The following is a 14,570-nucleotide window of genomic DNA, read 5'->3' as shown; positions in this document are numbered from 1 at the left end:
CAAGGCCCCGGCTTGCCACGGCCTCAACGGGCCGGTGGATACACCGTCCAGGCGCCCCCGTCGAGCACGTCGAGCCCGCCGTACCCGCTCACCGCGAGCGGTGCGGCACCCGGCTCGACCTCGCGGTCCTTGCCTGAGCGGGCGTCCAGCACCACCGGCCCGTTGGAGGTCTCGCCGTACACGGCGCCGTGCCAGAACGCGGTGACCTTCGGCGCGATCCGCCCCTCGGACGGCAACCGCCACAGCGTCTCCAGGCTCGTCGCGTCCAGGCCGACGACACCGCCGTCGTACTCGCCCCGGTAGCACAGGACGGTCTGCGCCTCGTCGAAGCGGCAGTGCCAGCTGTTCTCCATCTTCACGTGCTTCCGGGGCTTCCCGGTCCTGACCTCGTGAAGGTCCGTGGTGCCCCAGTCGCCGGCGGAACCCGTCTTGACGTTCAGCGAGAACAGGCCCGGGCCCGCCGCGGCGATGTCGACGAACACCCCTCCGATCTCGTCGGAGGCCCAGACCTGTCGCTGGTCGGCGGCGCGCAGCCCGACCATCCGGTACTCGGGGCCGTCCCCCGTCCTCTCCGCGACCACGCCGCCGTCCAGCCCGACCGGGTCGAACCCGTACCGCGTCCAGCGCACCTTGTGGGTGGCCAGGTCGGCCACCATGGTGGTGTTCTGCGCCCAGGTCATCACCGCGGTCGTGGCGTCGACCCCGACGATGCCGACCGGCCCGCCCCCGCCGTACTCGTAGCCGCTGTCACGGGGCACCGGCAGCACGTCGTCGAGGACGCGGCCGCCGCTCGACACGTCCACCCCGATCAGTTCGATCGCCACGCCCGCGGGCGTGGTGCCCTGGCCCGGGACCTCGGTCAGGAACGCGGCGAGGACGGTCCGGCGGCCCTGGAGCGTGGTGACCACGGGCTGGGTGGAGCCGGTCCCGCCGAGCAGCTTCCTGCTCGGAGCCACCTTCCACGCCTGCCTGCCGGTGGTGATGTCCGTTCCGGCCAGCTCGCCGCGCCGGGTGGTCGTCACGGCGACGCGATCGCTGATCGCCACGGGGACCGAACCGTACAGGGTTTGGTACTGGTACGGCCTGAGCTCGGCCGGGATCGTGACCGGCCTCCCGGTGTCGAACCGCGTCGGCGGGTCGGCGAAGGCGGCGGACGGGGCCGCGCTCGCCTGCCCGGAGGGGGACTTCCCGGAGGGCGGTCCGCCCTCCGGGTCACCGCCGCCGCCGCATCCCGCGAGGACGACGGCCGCCGTGAATGTCGCGATCATCCGTATTCTGTTGTCCACATTCCGGACTATAAACCGGCGCGTCCTACCGCCCCATCACCCCGTGACGGGGCCGAACGCCTGGCGGGTGTCGATCACTTCGCCGAACAACTCCCAGCGCTCGCCCCTGAAGCGCATCATCTGCATCGACTCGATCGGGAAACCGTCGTCCTTGCCGGTCTGCATCCGGATCCCCGGCAGCAGCATCGGGACCTCGACGTTGTTCAGGTTGCGCATCGAGTCCCGCAGGCCCTCGCGGGTCGGGCACTTGGCGGCCTCCAACGTCTTGTGGAAACTGCTCGCCGCCGCCCAGCCGAACGCGTGGTACGGCACCGACGTGTCCGCGCCCGGCGCGTACTGCTTCATCTTCGCCGTGTACAGCGTCATCTCCGCGTCGTCCTTCCACTGCGGATCGCTCGGATCCTTGTAGTAGTTGGCGGACACGACGTTCTGCACGTTCGGGAAACCGACCGGTCGCAGCACGGTGATCGACGCGGCGACGTTGTTGACGATGTGCAGCGGGTTCCAGTTCGTCAGCTTGGCGTCGGCGGCCAGCGCCTGCGACCCGAACTTCGGCGTGGTGACGTTCAGGAACACGTCGGCCTTGGAACCGGCCAGGTTGCGCATCTGCGGCTCGACGCTCGGGTCGGACACCTCGTAGCTCTGCTCCCCCACGATCGTGATCTTGGTGCCGGCGAGCGCCTTCTTGAACCCGCCCAGCAGGTCCTTGCCGAAGTCGTCGTTCTGGTAGAGCACCGCCACCTTCGCCTCGGGGCGCTCGGACTTGAGGAACTGCGCGTACACCCGCGCCTCGGACACGTAGTTCGGCTGCCACCCGATCGTCCACGGATGCCCGGTGTCGCTGCCCCACTTCGACGCGCCCGTCGCCACGAACACCTGCGGCACCTTGCGCTGCCCGGCGTAGTCCCACGTCGCCGTCGTCGACGGCGTGCCCAGCGTCTGGAACAGCGCGAACACCTGCTCCTGCTCGACCAGCCGGCGCGCCTCCTCCACCGCCTTCGGCGGCTGGTAGCCGTCGTCGCGGACGACGAACTCCACCTTCCGCCCGCCGATGCCGTTCTTCTCGGCGTTCACGTAGTCGAAGTACGCCTTGATGCCCTTGGGGATGTCGCCGTACGCCGACGCCGGGCCCGACAGCGGGTAGATCCCGCCGAGCTTGAGCGTCTTGTCGGTGATGCCGGTCGTCTGCTGGCCCTTGCACGCACCGGAGGCGGTGGTGGAACCGTCGTCCTCCCCGCGCCCGCCGCACGAGGCCGCCGCCGTCGCCGCGAGCAGCACGGCCGCCGTCGCCGCCGTCCCGCGTGCCGCCGTTCCGCCGCCGAACCCTGAAGAACGCATGCGCCTACCCCTTCCGAAGGGTCTTGTCGAACGAGTGCACCGCGCGTCCCGCCAGCCCGGCCAGCCCGGTCGGGGCCACGTACATCACCGCGATGATCAGCAGGCCGAAGATCACCCCCGGCGCCGCCTTGTTCACGTCCTGCGACAGGCTCGGCACGAACATCACGAACAGCCCGCCGAGCAGCGGGCCCCACATCGAGCCCAGACCGCCCACCACCAGCCCCGCCAGCAGCGTGATCGAAAGGTTCACCGTGAACGAGTCCGGCGACACGAACCCGATCACCCACGTGTAGAGGCAGCCGGCCGCCCCGGCGAACAGCGCGCTCCACGCGAACGCCATCCGCTTGTAGAACGCCGGCCGCACGCCCATGACCTCGGCCGCCGTCTCGTTGTCCCGCACCGAGTGCAGCGCCCGCCCCACCCGCGACCGCAGCAGGCTGTAGGTCACGGCGAACGCGGCCAGCGCCACCGCCAGCGTCAGGAAGTACAGCCACTGGTCCTCGGCCAGCCCCGTCCACGCGGGCGGCTGCGGCTTCCCCAGGGTCAGGCCCATCGACCCGCCCGTCACCGACTCGAACCGCTTGAGCAGCGGCACCAGGAAGATCGCGATCGCCAGCGTCACCAGCGCCAGGTACAACCCGCGCAACCGCGTCGCCGGCACCCCCAGCGCCAGCCCGATCACGAACGCGGCCGCCGCCGCCAGCGGAAGCGTCAGGAGGTACGGCAGCTCCCAGTGGAACATCATGATCGCCGTGCCGTACGCGCCGACCGCGAAGAACGCCCCGTGCCCCAGCGAGATCTGCCCGCCATGCCCGACCAGCAGGTTCAGCCCGAGCAGCGCCACCGCGTACACCAGCACCATCGTGAACTGGAACACCCGGAACGGCACCAGCTGGAACGGCGCGTAACACGCCCCCAGCAGCAGAGCCCCGACCGCGATCCACTGCCACCGCGCCCGCGCCGCCCGCACGAGCCCGCCCCGCCCGGGGGCCGCGTCCGCCGCCTCGTCCGGCACCGCGGGCTCGTCCTTCTGCACCGTGTCCATCTCGGTCCGCTCGCTCATGCGCGCTCCACCGCCGCCCGTCCGAACAGGCCCTGGGGACGCAGCAGCAGGACGCCGAGGATGACGGCCAGCGGAACACCGATCTTGAGGTCGGAGCCGATGAAGCCGACATAGGCGCCCGCGAGCGTCTCCGCCACACCGACGATCAGACCGCCGGCGACCGCGCCCATCGGGCTGTCGAACCCGCCGAGGGTCGCCGCCGCGAACGCGTAGATCAGGACGCCGCCCATCATGTTGGGCTCCAGGAACAGCAGCGGCGCCACCAGCACGCCCGACACCGCGCCGACCGTCGCCGCCAGGCCCCAGCCCAGCGCCAGCGTCCAGCCCACCCGGATGCCCACCAGCCGCGCCGACTCGGGGTTCGTCGCCACCGCCCGCATCCCCAGCCCGATCTTGGTGTGCCGGAACAGCAGGTAGAGCAGCCCCATCACCGCGGAGACCACGGCCATCACGCCGAGCGTCGAATAGGCCACGCTGACCCCGCCCGCCTCGAACGCGCCGCGCGGGAACGGGTTCGGGAAGTCCTTGATGAGGAACGACCAGATCCACCCGGCCGCCGCGTTCACGAAGATGAACAGCCCCACGGTGACGATCACCACGGTCAGCTCCGGCCCGCCCTCCACCGGACGGATGATCACCCGTTCGATCAGCATCCCGCCCGCGAACGACACCGCCAGCGTCAGCACCAGCGCCAGCCAGAACGGCACCCCGGCGTGCACGAACTGCCAGGCGACGTAGGTCGCGAACATGGCCAGCTCGCCCTGCGCGAAATTGACGATGCCGGTGAACCGGTAGATCAGCACCAGGGCCAGGGCCAGGCTGGCGTAGATGGAGCCCGCGCCCAGCCCCTCGATGATCTGCTGCAGGAACTCGACCATGCCTAGATCCGGTAACCGAGGTAGGACTGGGCGACCTGCTCGTCCGCCCGGATGTCGGCCGCCGACCCCGACAGCACGATCCGGCCGGTCTCCAGCACGTGCGCCTGCCCGGCGATGTCCAGCGCCAGATGGGCGTTCTGCTCCACGACGACCACGGTGGTCCGCTCCTCCCGGTTGATCGAATGGACGATGCCGAACAGCTCCCGGGTGACCAGCGGGGCCAGTCCCAGGGACGGCTCGTCCAGCAGCAGCAGCCGCGGCCGCAGCATCAGCGCCCGCCCGATCGCGAGCATCTGCTGCTCGCCGCCCGACAGGCTGCCCGCCGCCTGCCCGAGCCGCTCCTTCAGCACGGGGAAGTAGCCGTACACGCGCTCCAGGTCGGCCTGCACGGCCGCCCGGTCCCGCCGCGCGTAGGCGCCGAGCCGCAGGTTCTCCTCGACGGTCAGCGGCATGAACGTGCCGCGGCCCTCGGGCACGTGCGCCACGCCGAGCCGCGCCACGGCGTCGGGTGAGCGCCCGGACAGGGACGCGCCGTCCAGCCGCACGCCGCCGCGCCCGCGGACCATCCCGCACAGCGCCCGCAGCAGCGTGGTCTTGCCCGCCCCGTTGGGACCGAGGATCGCGCAGATCTCGCCGCGCCCGACCGACAACCCGACCCCGTGCAGCACCCGCACGTCCCCGTAACCGGCGTGCAGATCCTCGACCTCCAGAAACCCGAGCTCGGTCATGCCGCCTCCTCGTGGGGGGACGACCCCCCACACCCCCCGGCAAAAGCCGCGCTCATGCCCTCGCTTCGCTCGGTCATGCGTTCTGCTTGTGGGGGGCGACCCCCCACACCCCCCGGCAAAGCCCGCAGCACTCCCTCGCTTCGCTCGGTCATGCGTTCTGCTTGTGGGGGGCGACCCCCCACACCCCCCGGCAAAGCCCGCAGCACTCCCTCGCTTCGCTCGGTCATGCCGCGGTCCCCAGATACGCCTCTATGACGGCGGGGTCGCGTTGGACGTGGTCGGGCGGGCCTTCGGCGATCTTGCGGCCGAAGTCGAGGCAGACGACGCGGTCGCAGACGCCCATCACGAAGCCCATGTGGTGCTCCACGACGATCACGGTGACCTCCAGGTCGTCGCGGATGGCGCGGAGGGTGGCGGAGAACTCCTCGACCTCGCCGTGGCTGAGGCCGTTCACGGGTTCGTCCAGCAGCAGGAGCTCGGGACGGGCGGCCAGCGCGCGGGCCAGCTCGACGCGTTTGAGGGTGCCGAACGGGAGCCCCGCCGCCGGGTGGTCGGCGAGGGCGGCGAGGTCCAGGCGTTCCAGGACCTCGTCCGCCTCGGCGCGCAGCCGGGCCTCCTCGCGGCGGACGCCCGGCAGTCGCAGCCCGGCGGTGAAGAATCCGGTGCGGCCGTGGTGGTGCGCGCCGACCATGATGTTCTCGCGCACCGACATGCGCGGGAACAGGCCCAGGTTCTGGAACGTGCGGGCGATGCCCAGGGCGGCGATCGCGTGCGGCGGTACGGCCAGCAGGTCGCGGCCCTGGTAGAGGACGCGGCCGGCGTTCGCCGCGTACCGGCGGGTCAGGCAGTTGAACAGGGTGGTCTTCCCGGCGCCGTTGGGGCCGATCAGTCCCACCATCTCGCCGCGTTCCACGGTGAAACCGACGCCGTCCAGTGCGGTGATGCCTCCGAAACGGACGGTGAGCTCGTGAACCTCCAGCATCCGGCCTCCTGGTGCGCGGGGTGGGGCGGTGGTCGGTCGTCGCTGTGGAACGGTGTTCTGGAGTAGGGCGTCAGCGTAGGATCCGCCGATCAGGCCGCACATTGGGCACGGTCACCCAAGATGCGACCTGGGAGTTGTCCGCCGAGCACAGGGCTTGTCTCGGACGTGTCACGGGGCGTTGACGCTGCCGTCACCGGCATGGATTATCCGGGCATGTCCGGTGGATTCAGCACGGGAAGTGTCACCAGCGCGGACATGGTCCGTACCGAACGCTCACGTATCCTTGCCGAGATCCTCGACCGGGTGGACGAACTGGCGGACCGGGCGGTCGCCGCGATGCTGGCGGAGATCCCCGCCTACGACGCCCAGGACGCGGCCTTCCACGCCGACGTGCGGGAACAGGTGGTCCGCCACTACCGCACCAAGCTGGCCGTGCTGCTGGAGGAGCGCACGGTCACCCTGGACGACATCGTGTTCACCAGGCGCGCGTCGATGCGCCGGGCGCAGGCGGGGTTCGCCCTGGCCGACTACATCAACGCCTTCCGGGTGGGCCAGCAGGTCTTCTGGGAGGCGATCATCCAGCACGCGGGCGGCACGTACGCGGGGCACGAGGCGGCGCTGTCGCTGGCGTCGGCGGTGATGCGGTACATCGACTTCGCGTCCACGCACGCCGCGAACACGTACGTGGAGTTCCAGCAGTACGCCGCGGCGGAGGCCGTCCGGGAGAGCCGCGACCTGGTGGAGATCCTGCTGGCGGGGGAGCTGCCGACGCGGGGCCCGCAGCTGGCCGCGGCGCACGCGTACGGCCTGGGGCCGGACGCCCGCACGCCGCTGGTGGTGGTGTCGGCGGTCATGGTCGGGCAGGACACCGCGGCGGCGCCGCGTCCGGGTGCCGAGGCGGAGTGGAAGAGCGCGGGCCCGGCGGCGGCGCCCGCCGGGACGGGTCTGGGCGGCGGGACGGACGCGCGGCACGCGGCGTGCGCCGCGATGGCCCGGACCGGCGTGAACGGGAGGCGGACCCTGTCGGTGGTCCGGCAGTCGGAGATCGTCGCGGTGGCGGCGCTGGGTCCCGGCGGCGATCCGGAGCGGCTGTGCGACCGGCTGCAGGAGGTGCAGGAGGCGCTGCTGGCGGAGGGGATCGTGCTGGCGATGGGGATCAGCACGGTCGTGGCGGGGATGGCGCAGGTGCCGCGCGCCTACCAGGAGGCGCGGGCGGTGCTGGAGTTCCTGCCGGAGGACGGCGGGGTGGCGGCGCTGCCGCGGATCAGCCCGTTCGAGTACATGGCGCTGCGGGCCGACGACACCGCCCGCCATCTGGTCGATCCGCGGATCACGGGGCTGCTGGCCGAGGACCGGGAGCGCGGCGGGGTGCTGACCGCGACGATCCGCGCGTTCGCGTCCGCCGACCTCAATCTGCGGGCGGCGGCGGAGCGGCTGCAGATCCACCACAACACGGCGCAGTACCGGTTGCGGCGGATCCAGGAGCGGACCGGGAAGAACCTGCGGCACATCACCGATCTCGTGGATCTGCTGGTCGCGATCGCGCTCCAGGACGCGCTTCCGCCAGGTACCAATCCGGGGCGGCAAAGACTGGTCTCCGCGACCAATGAGGGTGATGGGACGGCGGACGTAACGTCGCCTCATGACCGAGCGAAGCGAGGGCATGAGGGCGGTTGCCGGCCGGGGGCGTGAGGGGTCGGCTCCTCACGACGTCGGGGCATGAACCTGGCTGACCGGCTGCGGGCCGCGGCCGAGCGGCTCGGCGGGCGAACGGTCCTCACCCTGGACCGGGAGGGGCTCAGCTACCGCGCGCTGGAGGTCATGAGCGCCCGGGTCGGCGCGATGCTGCGTCGGCGCGGGATCGGGCCTGGTGACCGGGTCGCGGTCATGCTGCCGAACGTGCCCGAGTTCGCGGTGGTCTATTACGGGGTGCTGCGGATCGGGGCGGTGGTGGTGCCGCTGGATCCGCTGCTGAAGCGCCGGGAGATCGCGGCGTATCTGGGCGACTGCGCGGCCCGGCTGGTGGTCGCCTGGCACGCGTGCGCGGAGGCGGTGGAGGCGGGCTCGGCCGCGACCGGCACCGACTACCTGTTCGTGGTGCCCGAGGAGTTCCGCAGGCTGCTGCGCTCGGTGGCGCCCGAGCACGGCGTCGTCCCGAGGGAGGGCGGGGAGACGGCGGTCATCCTCTACAGCGCCGGGACGACCGCGCGGGCCAAGGGGATCGAGCTGACCCACGCCAACCTTGGCGGGAACGCGGCGACGGTGGCGCGGATGCACGCGCTGGGCGTGGACGATGTCGTCCTGGGGGCGCTGCCGCTCTACCACGCGTTCGGGCAGACGTGCGCGCTGAACGCGACCGTGCACGCGGGCGGGCGGCTGACGCTGATGCCGCGGTTCGACGCGGCCCGCGCGCTGGAGGTCATCCGGCGGGACGGGGTGACGGTGTTCCAGGGCGTCCCGGCGATGTACATCGCGCTGCTGGAGCAGCCGGGGGTGTCCGACCTGTCGCTGCTGCGGATCTGCGCGAGCGGCGGTTCGGCGATGCCGCCGGCCGTGCTGCGCGCGTACGAGGAGCGGTTCGGCTGCGCGATCGTCGAGGGGTACGGGCTGAGCGAGACCTCGCCGGTGTCGGCGTCGAACCGGGGCGGCGCGGGCCGCCGGCCGGGGTCGATCGGCAGGCCCGTCCGGGACGTGGAGATGCGGGTGGTGGACGACGCGGGCCGTCCGGTGCCGTGCGGGGAGATCGGGGAGATCGTGGTGCGCGGCCCGAACGTGATGAAGGGCTACTGGAACGACCCGGCCGCGACGGCGGAGGCGGTCCGCGGCGGCTGGTTTCACACGGGCGACCTGGGGCGGGTCGACGAGGACGGGTTCTTCTTCCTGGTCGACCGGCGCCGCGACGTGATCATCCGGGGCGGGTACACGGTGTATCCGCGGGAGGTCGAGGAGGTCCTGTACGAGCATCCGGCGGTGCGTCAGGCGGCGGTCGTCGGGGTCCCGCATCCGGAGCTGGGGGAGGAGGTGGCCGCGGTGGTGGCGGTGCGCTCCGAGGTGCCTCCGGAGGAGCTGCGCGCTTGGGTGCGGGAGCGCGTGGCGGCGTACAAGTACCCGCGGCGGGTCTGGTTCGTGGACGAGATTCCCACCAGCCCCACCGGGAAGATCATCAAGCGCGCCCTGGGGCCGCCGGGTCACGGTGCGGTAAGCCCCTGAGCGGATCAGCGGGGGAAGAGGCCCAGGCGGTGGGCCGCGGCGGCGGCCTCGCCCCGGGTGGCGACGCCGAGCTTGCCGAGGATGCGGGAGACGTGGACGCTCGCGGTCTTCGGGCTGATGAACAGCTCTTCGGCGATCTGGCGGTTGGAGCGTCCGGCCGTGATGAGGCGGAGGACCTCGGTCTCGCGTCCGGTGAGGCCGAGGTCCTGGTCGCCCTTGTCCTGGGGGCGGCTTGGGGCGAGGCGGGCTGCCCTGGCCAGGACGGCCATCTCCTCGGCGAGGGGCCGTGCGTCTAGCTGCGCGGTCTGTTCGGTGGCGGCACGCAGGAGTTCCGCCGCCGATTCACGGTCGCCTTGGCTCATGGCCGTTTCGGCTGCGCGCAGGCGCGCCTGGGACGCCGCGTAAGGGTCGCCCACCTCGCCCCAAGCGGTGACGGCGTCCAGCCAGGGCGCGTCGCCTGTGTCGGCCTTGAACTGGGCGGCGTAGGCGGCGGTGAGGGGAGTGTTGGCGGCGAGGGTTTCTGCCTGCTCGCGCAGCGCGGAGACCCCCTTCGGGGTGTTCGTCTTGGAACGGAGGCCGGCCCGTGCCTCGATCCTCGCGCCCAGCACCAGCAGCTCCCAGGTCTGGGCGGGGACGGCCCCGGGGATGGCCAGGGCTTCGGCGAGAGCGGCGCGGGCCTCCTCGACGCGGTTGCCGTACAGCGCGAGCGCGGCTTCGAGGCGGCCGACCGGAATCGCCTCCTGGCAGGGGGACGGACCCGCGAGCGTCCGGGCGAGGGCGAGCTGCTCCCGCGCCATGTCCTCGTCCCCGCGCCTGAGGGCCAGGTCTCCGCGCAGTGCGTACAGCATGGCCCCGAATCCGGCGGGCGGGTCGGCGCGGAGCGCGTCGGCCACGGCCTGCTCCGACTCGTCCCAGCGGCCGGTTGCGGCGAGAGAGTTGGCCAGCCGGAGCCGGATCAGGGCACCCAGCGTGCGTGCCAGGCCGGAGGTCAGGGCGGCGTCCAGTCCGGTGCGGGCCGCCGCGATGGCCGCCTCGTGCCGTCCCGCGTCGCCCAGCACGTAGGCCCGGTTGAGGTGGACGCGGGCCAGGCGGACGGCGTCCCGGCGGCGTTCCGCGATGGCACCGGCCTCGTCCAGGGCCCGCAGCGCCTCCTCCTCGCGGCCGAGCTGGCCCAGGGCCATCCCCGCCGTCGTGATCGCGTTCGAGGCCAGGCCCGCCTCCCCCAGCCCGGAGGCGATCCGGGCCGCCTCCCCGGCCGCGTCACGGGCTTGCTCCGGGCGGCCGCGAAGCATGTAGACGGCCCCGGCGAGGTCGAGGACGCGGGCACGTGCCAGGGGTTCCGCCTCGGAGACGGCGTCGAGTGCTTCGTCCAGGGCGGTCAGCGCGCCGTCCCTGCCGAGGGTGTGCAGGGCCATTCCCCTGTGGGCGAGCAGCATCCCCGTGCGTTCGGGGGTGGTCTCGTGGACGAGGGCACGGTCGAGCAGGTCGAGTACCTGGAGGTTCTCGCCCGCCCATCCGGCGGCGCCCAGGGCTTTTTCCAATACGGCGCCGCGCTCTTCCTGCGGGCGGTCCGTCCGCTCCCAGAGGTCGAGGGCGCGTTCGAGCATCCGGGCCTGTTCGGCATGGGCGTAGACGGCTTCGGCCGTTTCGGCGGCTCGCAGGAGGGCGGGCAGCGCGCGCGCCGCGTCACCCGCCTCATACCAGTGGAAGGCCACTTCCGCTGCGAAGCGGTCAGGCGGGCTCAGCTCAGGACGGGCTTCGAGCGCCTCCGCGTACCGCTTGTGCAGCCGCACCCGTTCCGCTGGGAGGAGGTCACCGGCGACCGCCTCGCGCAACAGCGCGTGCCGGAACGCGTAGCCCGAGTGGCCCTCCGCCACCAGAACGTGCGCGTCCCGCGCCGCGCGTATGGCGGCCAAGAGGTCGTCTTCGTCGTCCATGCCGGCGACCTCGGCGAGCAGGTCGTGCGGGACGACCGGCCCGCCCGCGGACGCGACCCGCACCACGCCGCGGGACGCCTCGGGCAGGTCCCCGAACCGCATCAGCAGCAGGTCGCGCAGGGAGCCGGGCAGCTCGCCGCCGTCCGCCCGCACCAGTTCCTCGGCGAAGAGCGCGTTCCCGCCGGAGCCGCGGAAGACCCGCTCCGCCAGGGCCTGCGGCGCGCGCCCGTCGTCCGTCACGGCGGCGATCAGCTCGGCCGTCTCCGCCCGGTCGAACGGGGGCAGATCGGCGCGGTCGACGTTGCGCAGCCGTCCCAGCTCCGCCAGGAACGGGCGCAGCGGATGCCGTCCCACCAACGCGTCCGACCGGAACGCCAGCAGCGCCAGCACCCGCGTGGCGTCGAGCGTCCGCGCCAGGAACCCCACGAGGTCGCGGGTCGAGCGGTCGGCCCACTGCAGGTCGTCGATGACGAGCAGCGTGGCGCGGTCGGTGCCGAGCCGTTCGAGCAGCGCCGCGACCGCCTCGAACAGCCGCCCCTGCCCGCCGTCGCCACCGTCGTCCAGTCCGAGGAGGCGGCGCAGCGGGCCCGGGTTCGGGAGGAGGCCGTCCGGCCCGAGGTCCCGGACGACCTCGCGCAGGATCCCCGTGAACGGCGCGAACGGCAGCCCGTCCCCGCCCAGCTCCACGCACGCGCCGCGCAGCACCCGCACGCCCGACTCGCTCAGGCGCCCGGCGACCTGCTCCATCAGCCGGGTCTTGCCGACGCCGCCGTCCCCGCCGAGGACGACGAAGCGCGGCTCGCCCCCTTCGGCGGCCCGCAGCGCCCCCTCGATCAGGGCCAGCTGCTCCCGCCGCCCCACGAACCGCCCCCGACGCCGCATAAGCCTCATCATGCCCGACCCCGGATTTATAAGGACCCGCGTAAGGCGTTCGCCGGACGCGGCCGAGCGGCCTCGTGACGGAAGCTCGGATCATCCCACGACAAGGAGCGAAGAGATGTCCGAGATCCAGGCGCAGACCGGCCCCAACGCGGGGCGCGAGGACGAGCGGGCGGAGGTCACGGCCGAGGGCGTCCGGGCGGCCCGGGTCCGCGTGCCCGGCCCCGGGCGGCCGGACGCGACGGCCCGGCTGAGCTTCGACAACGGGCTCGACCGGCTCGCCCTGTCGGCCCGCGCGGGCCTCGGCGGCCTGCTGGAGGCCGACTTCGGCGACCCGGTCCCGACCGTGTGGTCCGTGGACGGCAGGACGCACGTCGAGTACCCGCTCGGCTCGCGGCTGTTCCGCCGCCCCGCGCCCGGCACCGTCCGGATCGACCCGGGTTCGCCCTGGTCGGTGGACGTGCACGGGGGAGCGGCCCGGCTGGAGGCCGACTTCACCGGGGTCGACCTGCGGTCGCTGGCCTTCCACTCCGGGGTCGCGCACGTCACGATCACGCTGGGCCGCCCGCGCGGCACCCGCGTCGTCCGGCTGGCCTCGGCCGACGATCTGACGATCCTGCGGCCGCCGGGCGTCCCGGTACGGATCGAGGCGGCGAAGGGCCTCACGAAGGTGACGCTCGACGGCCGCTCGTTCGGCGCCGTCGGCAATGGCCTCACCGACGAGACCCCCGGCTACGGCACCACCGAGGACCGGTACCTGATCCTCATCTCCGGCGGCGTGTCCGGCCTGACCCTCACCGAGACCGACTCCTGACGACCCGGAATTCCCTCCCGGGCATGTCCGAATCCGGCGACCTGGCGCGATGCCGCGCGGGTCGCCGGATGACCTTGTGGGCCACTGTAAGTGAGGTTAGCCTTACCTAATTCTTTGTCCGTGAGGGCTGACATGGGAGGTTCGCCGATGCCCCGGCAGCAGGAGGCCGTCCACACCCAGGGGACGCCCGGAACCGCGCACACCCGCGACGGCCGCGAGCTGTTCTACATGGAACTCCCCGGCCCGGCCACGGAGACCGGGCCCGCTCCCAGGCCGACCGTGGTGTTCGAGGCCGGAATGGCGGCCAGCCGGTCGTTCTGGGCGCTGATCCAACCCCAGGTGGCGGAGTGGGCGCGGGCCGTGGCCTACGACCGTTCGGGCCTGGGACGCAGCCCCGCCGACATCGAGCCGCGCACCCTGGAGCGCATGGCCGACGACCTGAACGACCTGCTCGACCACCTGGAACCGGGCCCGTTCATCCTGGTCGCCCACAGCGGAGGCGGCCCGATCGTCCGCGCCGCCACCGCCGCCAAGCCCGACCGGATCGCCGGGCTGGTCCTGGCCGACGCCACCGACGAGGGCTGCGAACCGCTGTTCGACCCCAAATTCCGGCGGATGGAGCGGATCGCGCACCGCGCCAGCGTCCTGCTGGCCCGCCTGGGCCTCCTGAAGCTCCTCTACCGCGGCCAGCTCGCCGCCCTGCCCCCCGACGCCAAGGCCGACATGCGCGCCGAAGGCTTCACCAACACGGTCATGCGCACCCGGGGCGCGGAGCTCCACGGCCTCGTCGCCGCCACGAACCGGCTCCGCCACGACCCCCTGGACCTGCCCCGCGACATCCCCGTCACCACCATCTCCGGCGCGCTCGCCGACACCGGCATGCCCGAGAAGTTCCGCGCCGCCGTCAACGCCTCCCACCGCGACCGCGCCGAACGCTCGGCGCACGGCCGCCACGTCCTGGCCCGCGAATCCGGCCACGCGCTGATCCTCACCGAGCCGGACCTGGTCGCCGCCGAGATCCGCCGCCTCCTCGACCACCGCCCCGGCGGCTGAAACCGCCCCGGCGGCATGGGGCGGCCCAGGCCGGGCACAGGGTGAGCATGTTCGTACTCACCGTGATCATCTCGGTCCTGACGGCGGCCGCGTTCGCCTTCGCGGGCTACTCCAAGGTCAGCGGTGCCGAGCAGCAGGTGGCCGAGGCCGACCACCTGGGCGTGGAGTGGTCCGCCTACCGGCTCATCGGGGTCGCCGAACTGCTCGGCGCGCTCGGCCTGCTGATCGGGCTCTGGCTGTCCTGGCTGGGCGTGGTCGCCGCGTTCTGCCTGATCGGGCGGATCGGCGGCGCGCTGATCGTCCACGCGAAGGCGGGCGACCAGGTGGACGCGATGCGACCGGCGATCGCCTACGGGGTGCTGGCCATCGTCGCCTTCGTCTTCCGCCTGATCACCGCCTGAC

The 14,570-nt window shown here is 72.7% G+C and carries 12 protein-coding genes; 5 read left to right on the top strand and 7 right to left on the bottom strand.

The features are described from left to right. Positions 1-23: 23 nt before the first annotated feature. The 6 genes from ACFPZN_RS28560 to ACFPZN_RS28535 form a co-directional block, all read right to left on the bottom strand. Complete coding sequence (locus tag ACFPZN_RS28560; protein WP_378285320.1) at positions 24-1,286, bottom strand: hypothetical protein; 1,263 nt, start codon at positions 1,284-1,286, stop codon at positions 24-26. 36 nt (positions 1,287-1,322) lie between these two features. Then, positions 1,323-2,624 (bottom strand): ABC transporter substrate-binding protein, encoded by a 1,302-nt coding sequence (locus ACFPZN_RS28555; protein ID WP_378285319.1) that lies wholly within the window; start codon positions 2,622-2,624, stop codon positions 1,323-1,325. A gap of 4 nt (positions 2,625-2,628) precedes the next feature. Beyond that, on the bottom strand, positions 2,629-3,687 hold the full coding sequence (locus ACFPZN_RS28550) for a branched-chain amino acid ABC transporter permease (protein WP_378285318.1): 1,059 nt from the start codon (positions 3,685-3,687) through the stop codon (positions 2,629-2,631). After that, positions 3,684-4,565, bottom strand: coding sequence for a branched-chain amino acid ABC transporter permease (locus ACFPZN_RS28545; protein WP_378285317.1), 882 nt, complete (start codon positions 4,563-4,565; stop codon positions 3,684-3,686). The genes ACFPZN_RS28550 and ACFPZN_RS28545 overlap by 4 nt, the downstream gene beginning before the upstream one ends. A 2-nt stretch (positions 4,566-4,567) precedes the next feature. After that, positions 4,568-5,293, bottom strand: coding sequence for an ABC transporter ATP-binding protein (locus ACFPZN_RS28540; protein ID WP_378285316.1), 726 nt, complete (start codon positions 5,291-5,293; stop codon positions 4,568-4,570). A gap of 223 nt (positions 5,294-5,516) precedes the next feature. Beyond that, positions 5,517-6,275: an ABC transporter ATP-binding protein gene (locus ACFPZN_RS28535; RefSeq protein ID WP_378285315.1), complete on the bottom strand. Its 759-nt coding sequence runs from the start codon at positions 6,273-6,275 to the stop codon at positions 5,517-5,519. A gap of 213 nt (positions 6,276-6,488) precedes the next feature. Here ACFPZN_RS28535 and ACFPZN_RS28530 point away from each other — a divergent pair, with 213 nt between their 5' ends. Both ACFPZN_RS28530 and ACFPZN_RS28525 read left to right on the top strand, forming a co-directional pair. Further along, entirely contained in the window at positions 6,489-7,967 is a 1,479-nt protein-coding gene (locus ACFPZN_RS28530) for an RsbRD N-terminal domain-containing protein (RefSeq protein ID WP_378285314.1), read from the top strand. A 27-nt stretch (positions 7,968-7,994) separates the two neighbouring features. Next, complete coding sequence (locus ACFPZN_RS28525; protein ID WP_378285313.1) at positions 7,995-9,485, top strand: long-chain-fatty-acid--CoA ligase; 1,491 nt, start codon at positions 7,995-7,997, stop codon at positions 9,483-9,485. Positions 9,486-9,490: 5 nt separating this feature from the next. Here the strand turns inward: ACFPZN_RS28525 and ACFPZN_RS28520 are convergent, their stop codons facing one another. Next, positions 9,491-12,304 carry a helix-turn-helix transcriptional regulator gene (locus tag ACFPZN_RS28520; protein WP_378285312.1) on the bottom strand — a complete coding sequence of 938 codons (2,814 nt, stop codon included), beginning with the start codon at positions 12,302-12,304 and terminating at the stop codon, positions 9,491-9,493. A gap of 115 nt (positions 12,305-12,419) precedes the next feature. On the opposite strand from ACFPZN_RS28520, the gene ACFPZN_RS28515 reads away from it, so the two are divergent. From ACFPZN_RS28515 to ACFPZN_RS28505, 3 genes are all read left to right on the top strand, one after another. Then, positions 12,420-13,115 carry a hypothetical protein gene (locus ACFPZN_RS28515; protein ID WP_378285311.1) on the top strand — a complete coding sequence of 232 codons (696 nt, stop codon included), beginning with the start codon at positions 12,420-12,422 and terminating at the stop codon, positions 13,113-13,115. Positions 13,116-13,262: 147 nt separating this feature from the next. Continuing rightward, positions 13,263-14,168: an alpha/beta fold hydrolase gene (locus ACFPZN_RS28510; RefSeq protein ID WP_378285310.1), complete on the top strand. Its 906-nt coding sequence runs from the start codon at positions 13,263-13,265 to the stop codon at positions 14,166-14,168. 47 nt (positions 14,169-14,215) lie between these two features. Beyond that, a complete protein-coding gene (locus ACFPZN_RS28505; RefSeq protein WP_378285309.1) occupies positions 14,216-14,569 on the top strand; it encodes a DoxX family protein in 354 nt (117 codons plus the stop codon). The last annotated feature ends 1 nt before the right edge of the window (position 14,570 follow it).

The organism is Actinomadura rugatobispora (genome assembly GCF_042656285.1).
Lineage (GTDB): Bacteria > Actinomycetota > Actinomycetes > Streptosporangiales > Streptosporangiaceae > Spirillospora > Spirillospora rugatobispora.
This window is presented reverse-complemented; position numbering and strand designations above follow the sequence as displayed.

What these genes read in the sequence shown, in the direction of transcription:
- ACFPZN_RS28555 (WP_378285319.1), bottom strand. Translation starts at nt 2,624, where the DNA reads ATGCGTTCTTCAGGGTTCGGCGGCGGAACGGCGGCACGCGGGACGGCG.
- ACFPZN_RS28550 (WP_378285318.1), bottom strand. Translation starts at nt 3,687, where the DNA reads ATGAGCGAGCGGACCGAGATGGACACGGTGCAGAAGGACGAGCCCGCG.
- ACFPZN_RS28545 (WP_378285317.1), bottom strand. Translation starts at nt 4,565, where the DNA reads ATGGTCGAGTTCCTGCAGCAGATCATCGAGGGGCTGGGCGCGGGCTCC.
- ACFPZN_RS28540 (WP_378285316.1), bottom strand. Translation starts at nt 5,293, where the DNA reads ATGACCGAGCTCGGGTTTCTGGAGGTCGAGGATCTGCACGCCGGTTAC.
- ACFPZN_RS28535 (WP_378285315.1), bottom strand. Translation starts at nt 6,275, where the DNA reads ATGCTGGAGGTTCACGAGCTCACCGTCCGTTTCGGAGGCATCACCGCA.
- ACFPZN_RS28530 (WP_378285314.1), top strand. Translation starts at nt 6,489, where the DNA reads ATGTCCGGTGGATTCAGCACGGGAAGTGTCACCAGCGCGGACATGGTC.
- ACFPZN_RS28525 (WP_378285313.1), top strand. Translation starts at nt 7,995, where the DNA reads ATGAACCTGGCTGACCGGCTGCGGGCCGCGGCCGAGCGGCTCGGCGGG.
- ACFPZN_RS28520 (WP_378285312.1), bottom strand. Translation starts at nt 12,304, where the DNA reads ATGCGGCGTCGGGGGCGGTTCGTGGGGCGGCGGGAGCAGCTGGCCCTG.
- ACFPZN_RS28515 (WP_378285311.1), top strand. Translation starts at nt 12,420, where the DNA reads ATGTCCGAGATCCAGGCGCAGACCGGCCCCAACGCGGGGCGCGAGGAC.
- ACFPZN_RS28510 (WP_378285310.1), top strand. Translation starts at nt 13,263, where the DNA reads ATGCCCCGGCAGCAGGAGGCCGTCCACACCCAGGGGACGCCCGGAACC.
- ACFPZN_RS28505 (WP_378285309.1), top strand. Translation starts at nt 14,216, where the DNA reads ATGTTCGTACTCACCGTGATCATCTCGGTCCTGACGGCGGCCGCGTTC.